This window comes from Streptomyces sp. SID4985, from assembly GCF_009863025.1.
Taxonomy (GTDB): domain Bacteria; phylum Actinomycetota; class Actinomycetes; order Streptomycetales; family Streptomycetaceae; genus Streptomyces.
In genome coordinates, this window is record NZ_WWIR01000048.1 from 1 (window position 1) to 5,909 (window position 5,909).

5 protein-coding genes are annotated in these 5,909 nt (G+C 74.6%); 3 read left to right on the forward strand and 2 right to left on the reverse strand.

The annotated features are described in order from the left end of the window. Positions 1-138: 138 nt before the first annotated feature. Entirely contained in the window at positions 139-1,017 is an 879-nt protein-coding gene (locus tag GTW40_RS02195; RefSeq protein ID WP_161178445.1) for a universal stress protein, read from the reverse strand. 250 nt (positions 1,018-1,267) lie between these two features. Between GTW40_RS02195 and GTW40_RS02200 the strand changes: the two genes are divergently transcribed. The 3 genes from GTW40_RS02200 to GTW40_RS02210 are packed head-to-tail and all read left to right on the forward strand — an operon-like array spanning position 1,268 to position 4,751. After that, positions 1,268-2,944, forward strand: coding sequence for an FAD-dependent oxidoreductase (locus GTW40_RS02200; RefSeq protein ID WP_161178446.1), 1,677 nt, complete (start codon positions 1,268-1,270; stop codon positions 2,942-2,944). After that, entirely contained in the window at positions 2,941-4,404 is a 1,464-nt protein-coding gene (locus GTW40_RS02205; RefSeq protein WP_161178447.1) for an ATP-binding protein, read from the forward strand. Before GTW40_RS02200 ends, GTW40_RS02205 begins: the two co-directional genes overlap by 4 nt. Next, positions 4,401-4,751 (forward strand): UBP-type zinc finger domain-containing protein, encoded by a 351-nt coding sequence (locus GTW40_RS02210; RefSeq protein ID WP_161178448.1) that lies wholly within the window; start codon positions 4,401-4,403, stop codon positions 4,749-4,751. The genes GTW40_RS02205 and GTW40_RS02210 overlap by 4 nt, the downstream gene beginning before the upstream one ends. A gap of 28 nt (positions 4,752-4,779) precedes the next feature. On the opposite strand, the gene GTW40_RS02215 is transcribed toward GTW40_RS02210, so the two are convergent. Beyond that, positions 4,780-5,909 (reverse strand): SGNH/GDSL hydrolase family protein (locus tag GTW40_RS02215; RefSeq protein WP_161178449.1); only part of this gene is annotated, 1,130 nt, incomplete at its 5' end.

Here is a 5,909-nt window from a genome sequence, read left to right on the forward strand (position 1 = left end):
AGGCGCGGCGCCCCGGGGCGGACCGGGGGCAGCCGACGGGGCGGCTGTGACCCACCGCGCCAACAGGCCGGTCTGCGGCGGAACTTGACGCGAACCAGCCACTCGGCGGCGCCCGGTGACCGGCCTCCCGCGCCCCGCTCACCCCTCCGCCGCCGCCCCCGGCACAACCGCCACCGGACACGGCGCGTGATGCAGCACCCCGTGCGCCACCGACCCGATCCGCGCCGTCACCGCCGTGTGGTGCGGACGGCGGCCGACGACGACCAGCTGGGCGCCGCCGGAGACCGAGAGCAGGACCTGTCCCGCGCTGCCCATCTCCACGTGCTCGGAGACGGGCACGTCGGGGTAGCGCTCGCGCCAGGGGTGTACGGCCTCGGCGAGGGCCTTGCGCTCGTAGGGTTCCAGGCCGCCCGCGTCGTCCAGCAGCTTGAGGGAGGCGGGGCTGTAGGCGAAGACGGGCGGCAGGGTCCAGGCGCGTACGACCCGTACGGTGACGCCGCGCGCGGCGGCCGTCTCGAAGGCGAAGCCGAGCGCGGCGGCGCTGTCCTCGGGGCTGCCGTCCTGGCCCACCACGATCTCGCGCCCGGCGGCCTCGGAGGCCGCCTTGTCCCCGGCGCGCACCAGCACCACGGGACGGGACGCCTCGGCGACGACCCGGCCGCCCACCGAGCCGAGCAGGAAGCCGACCACACCGCCGTGCCCGCGCGAGCCGAGCACCAGCAGTTCGGCGTCGGCGGCGGCCTTCGTCAGCGTCTCGGCGGGGACGCCCTCGGGCACGTCCAGGCTGATGTGGAGGCCCGGGTGCCGTTCGGTGACGGGGCGCACCGCCTCGGCGGCCGCGGTCTCGGCCCAGCCCCGCTGGACGATCGGATCGGGGGCCGAGGGGGCCTCCACATGGCGCCAGACGTGCAGCACGCGCAGCGGCAGCCCTCGGCGTACGGCCTCCCTGGCGGCCCAGTCCAGCGCCGCCAGGCTCTCCGGCGTACCGTCCACCCCGGCCGTGATCGGGCGTGTCATGCGTGGCCTCCTCGTCGTCACCGCGTCGTCACCGCGTCCGGGCGTCGCCGCGCCTCACGGGCGACGCTCGGTCATGACCTTGTCACAGAAGCGGGGCCGTACGGACCACGGCCTCCCCACCCGCGGCGAGGACGTCCGCGCCGGGGCGAAGCCGGGCGGCCGCACCTACGATGGGCGGAAGGCGGTGTTCCGTACCCGCGCCACCGCCGCAGGGAAGCCCGTGCATCCGACCGCTCGGGGTGGGAGACCCATGGCACAGGCCACCGACGCCGCCCGTACGGTCATCCTGACCGTGGACGACGACCCGGGTGTGTCCCGCGCCGTCGCCCGGGACCTCAGGCGCCGCTACGGCGAGTCGTACCGGATCGTGCGCGCGGAGTCCGGCGCGTCCGCGCTGGACGCGCTGCGCGAGCTGAAGCTGCGCGGCGACCAGGTGGCGGTGCTGCTCGCCGACTACCGGATGCCCCGGATGAACGGCATCGAGTTCCTCGAAGCGGCGATGGACGTCTACCCCGGGGCGCGCCGGGTGCTGCTGACCGCGTACGCGGACACCGGCGCGGCGATCGACGCGATCAACGTCGTGGACCTGGACCACTACCTGCTCAAACCGTGGAACCCGCCGGAGGAGAAGCTCTACCCGGTCCTGGACGACCTGCTCCAGGCGTGGCACGCGAGCGATCACCGGCCGGTGCCGAGCACCAAGGTGGTGGGCCACCGCTGGTCGGCGCGCTCGTCGGACGTGCGGGAGTTCCTGGCCCGCAACCAGGTGCCGTACCGCTGGTACTCGGCCGAGGAGCCGGAGGGGCGGCGGCTGCTCGCGGCGGCCGGGGCGGACGGCCGGCGGCTGCCGCTGGTGATCACCCCGGACGGCTCGGCGCTGGTCGAGCCGGAGGCCCCGGAGCTGGCGGCCCGGGTGGGCCTGGCGACGACGCCGACGGCCGACTTCTACGACCTGGTGGTGATCGGCGGCGGCCCCGCCGGGCTCGGGGCGGCCGTGTACGGCGCCTCGGAGGGGCTGCGGACCGTGCTGGTGGAGCGCTCGGCGACGGGCGGGCAGGCCGGGCAGAGTTCCCGGATCGAGAACTACCTCGGCTTCCCGGACGGTGTCTCCGGCGCCCAGCTCACCGACCGGGCGCGGCGGCAGGCGGCCCGGTTCGGCGCCGAGATCCTGACCACGCGCGAGGTGACGGGACTTGAGGTCTGCGGGGCCGCGCGGATCGTGCGGTTCGCGGACGGCTCGACGGTCGGCGCGCACAGCGTGATCCTGGCGACCGGGGTGCAGTACCGGCGGCTGGCGGCCGAGGGGTGCGCGGAGCTGACCGGCTGCGGGGTGTTCTACGGCTCCGCGCTGACCGAGGCGGCCTCCTGCCAGGACCAGGACGTGTACATCGTGGGCGGCGCCAACTCGGCGGGCCAGGCGGCGATGTTCCTCTCCCGGGTCGCCAAGTCGGTGACGTTGCTGGTGCGCGGCGCCGATCTGTCGGCGTCGATGTCGCACTATCTGGTCCAGCAGATCGGGGAGGCCCCCAACATCTCGGTGCGCGGCCATACGGAGGTCGTGGGCGCGCACGGCGACGGCCGTCTGGAGCGGCTGACGCTGCGCGACGCCGAGACCGGTGAGACCGAACAGACCGACGCCCAGTGGCTGTTCGTGTTCATCGGCGCCGCCCCGCTGACCGGCTGGCTGGACGGGACCGTGCTGCGCGACGCACGCGGTTTCGTCCTCGCGGGTCCGGACCTGACCCCCGACGGGACGCCGCCGGCCGGCTGGGAGCTGGACCGACCGCCGTACCACCTGGAGACCAATGTGCCGGGCGTGTTCGTGGCGGGCGACGTGCGCGCCGAGTCGGCCAAGCGGGTCGCGTCCGCCGTGGGAGAGGGAGCGATGGCCGTGATGCTCGTCCACCGGTATCTGGAGCAGTCGTGAGCGGGCACCCGCTGCCGTGCAGCCCCCAAGAGATCGGCACCCTGTTCCTGTTCGACCGGCTGACGCCCGCGCAGCTCGGGCGGCTGTGCGCCGAGGGCCGGGTGGAGCTGTTCGAGCCGGGCCCGGTGTACGCCGAGGGCGAGCCCGCGACCTGCTTCTACGTGCTGATCGAGGGCACGGTGGTGCTGTCCCGGCGGGTCGGCGCCGAGGACAGGGAGGTGACCCGGACCGCGCAGCGCGGGGTGTACGCGGGCGCCATGCAGGCATATCTCGGAGACCGGGTGCGGCAGGTCTACAACAACTCGATGCGGGTGACCGAGCCGAGCCGTTTCTTCGTGCTGCCCGCCGAGACCTTCGCGGCCGTGATGCACGAGTGGTTCCCGATGGCGACGCATCTGCTGGAGGGGCTGTTCTTCGGCTCGAAGAGCGCCCAGGCGCTGGTGGCCCGGCGGGAGCGGCTGCTCGCGCTCGGCTCGCTCTCGGCGGGGCTGACCCATGAGCTGAACAACCCGGCCTCGGCGGCGGTGCGGGCGACCTCCACGCTGCGCGAGCGGGTGGCGAAGATGCGGCACAAGCTCGCGCTGATCGCCGAAGGCCCGCTCTCCCGCGAGACGTTGGCCCGGCTGGTGGAGGTCCAGGAGCGCACGGCGGAGCGGGTGGCGAAGGCGCCGTCGCTCGGTCCGCTGGAGGCGGCGGACCGGGAGGACGCGCTCGCCGACTGGATGGAGGACCACGGCGTCGAGCAGGCCGTGCGGTACGCGCCGACGTTCACGCAGGCGGGCCTCGACACCGACTGGCTGGAGCAGGTCGCGGCGGCGGTCGGCGAGGACGTGGTGCCCCGGGCGATGGGCTGGCTGGAGTCCACCGTCGAGACCGAGCTGCTGATGAACGAGATCGAGGACTCCACCGCCCGCGTCTCGCACCTGGTGGACGCGGCGAAGCAGTACACGCAGCTCGACCGGGCGCCGTTCCGCCCGGTGGACGTGCGCGAACTCCTGGACAGCACCCTGCTGATGCTGTCGGCGAAGGTCGGCCCGCACATCGAGGTGGTCCGGGAGTACGACGCCGCGCTGCCGCCGGTGCCCGGTTATCCGGCGGAGCTGAACCAGGTGTGGACCAACCTCGTGGACAACGCGGTCTCCGCCATGGGCGGTTCGGGACGGCTGACGGTGCGGACCGCGCGGGACGGGGACCGGGCGCTGGTGGAGATCCGCGACACCGGGCCCGGGATTCCGGCCGAGCTGCGCGAGCGCGTCTTCGATCCGTTCTTCTCCACCAAGCCGCCCGGTGAGGGCACCGGACTGGGTCTCGACATCTCGCGGCGGATCGTCGTCGACAAACACCACGGCACCCTGGAGGTCGAGTCGGTGCCCGGCGACACCCGCTTCCAGGTCTTCCTACCGTTGACCGCCGAGGCGCCCGACCGGGCGCCCGGACCGACCCCCGAGGAGGCAGCATGAGCGCCGAGGACGCGATCGACCCGAGTGTGCCGCCGAGCGGTACGGGCTGTGTGGAGTGCGAGAAGACGGGCGGCTGGTGGTTCCATCTGCGCCGCTGCGCGCGGTGCGGCCACATCGGCTGCTGCGACGACTCGCCCTCCAAGCACGCCACCGTCCACTTCCGGGCCACCGGGCATCCGGTCATCCGCAGTTACGAGCCGGGCGAGGGCTGGTTCTGGGACTACGACACGAACGAGATCTACAGCTCGGGACCCGAACTCGCGCCCCCGGAGAGCCATCCGGCCGACCAGCCGGTGCCGGGCCCGGCCGGGCGGGTTCCGGCGGACTGGGCGCAGACGCTGCGCTGACGGGCCGTCCACCCGACTCGGTGCCGGTTCAGCGGTCGCAGCGCAGCCGTGCGAGGTCGACCGCGTCGGCGAGGGCCCGCATCCCCCGGTCGTCCGGGTGGAGATGGTCGCCGCTGTCGTAATCGGGCCGCAGCCGCTCGGGGTGGCGGGGGTCGCGCAGGGCGCGGTCGAAGTCCGCGACGGCGTCGAAGACGTGGCCGGTGCGGATGCGGTGGTTGACCTCCTGGCGTACGTCCTCGGCGGCCGGGCTCCACTCCGGCCAGCCCCAAAACGGTGCGACGGTCGCGCCCGTCACGCACATCCCGGCGGCGTGCGCCCGCCGTACGACCTCGCGGTACCCGGCGATCAGGTCGGCGGCCGTGACGCCGGTGCCCGCCTTGAGGTCGTTGACGCCCTCGAAGAGGATCACGGTGCGCACGCCGGGCAACTGCAGCACGTCCCGGTCCAGGCGGCCGAGGGCGCTGGTGCCGCCGCCCTCGGAGAGGACCCGGTTGCCGGAGATCCCCTCGTCGGCGACGCCCGCGAGCGCCGTACGGGCCAGGCGTCTCGCGAGCACGTCGGGCCAGCGCAGGTCCCGGTCGGGGGTGGAGGCCCGGCCGTCGGTGATGGAGTCGCCGAGTGCGGCGACGGCGCCGGTGGCGGGGTGGTCGGGGCGTACGGAGACGGCGTCGAGGTACCACCAGGAGTCCGTGGTGCGCGTGAAGGGGGCGGCGCTCTCCTCGGCGGTGTGGTCGCCCCGGGCGGTGTACGAGGTGCGCAGGGCCAGCGCGTGCCCGGTGGCGGGTCCCGCGGCGTCCGGGGTGTGCAGGCTGACGGTGAGGAGGGCCCCGGCGGGGACGTGGCCGGGCAGCGGGTCGCTCCAGACGACGGCGCCCCGGGGGATCGTGACGGACGGACGGCCGTGGAAGGCGAGCCGCCGGTTGTCGCGCACGGCGGCGCCCCGGTCGCTCAGGCCCGCGTGGACGGCGGTCACACGCAGCGGGCGGTCCCCGAAGGCGTTGGACAGGCGGACGCGCAGTCCGCTGCCGCCGACACTGGTGCGCACGACGAGGCGGTAGCTGCGGTCGGCGCCGTCGTGGCCGAGGCGCCCGGCGCTCGCGGCCCAGGTGACGACGCCGAGGGCGTGGCCGGTGTCCCCGGTGGGGTGGGCGGCGGTAC